This window comes from Oleiphilus sp. HI0123, assembly GCF_001635315.1.
The window spans coordinates 1-416 of record NZ_LWGE01000110.1 but is presented as its reverse complement, the minus strand read 5'-3'; the positions used below and the strand labels follow the sequence as shown (position 1 = coordinate 416).

Below are 416 nucleotides of genomic sequence, written 5' to 3'. Positions count from 1 at the left end.
GTGGTGACTAGCATTACCACTAGTACGCAGGTTACCCCCTATATCGGCAAAGCCAGTACCGCCTACTAGTCTGAGAGGACGAGTTGCTTCGGACCATACAGGACCCCACTGGTTTCCAATCTCCGGCGGGTTAGATTTTACGTACCATTGCGCATCAGATCTAAAATTGTAAACCCCTACAGTGGTTACATGCATCTCACTCACGTTACCTTGCCCAAACTCGGCACCATTATCAGGTCGAGTTAGAGGTTGGTTGAAGTGAACATACCCATTATTACCGACAGTAGGGTTGCCACTAAATCTAGCAACATTGGTTGCAATAACCTTGATGTCCGGTCTGTTACCCGGGCTGTAGTTTATATCGTTCTGGTTTATAAACTTCCACCCAGTGTTCATTAGGTTTATGCCATTTACAA

1 protein-coding gene is annotated in these 416 nt (G+C 46.2%); it reads right to left on the bottom strand.

The window, feature by feature from the left end; translation table 11 throughout:
* A partial coding sequence (locus tag A3761_RS01055; RefSeq protein ID WP_197472700.1) for a hypothetical protein occupies positions 1-396 on the bottom strand: 396 nt, incomplete at its 3' end.
* Positions 397-416: the final 20 nt, after the last annotated feature.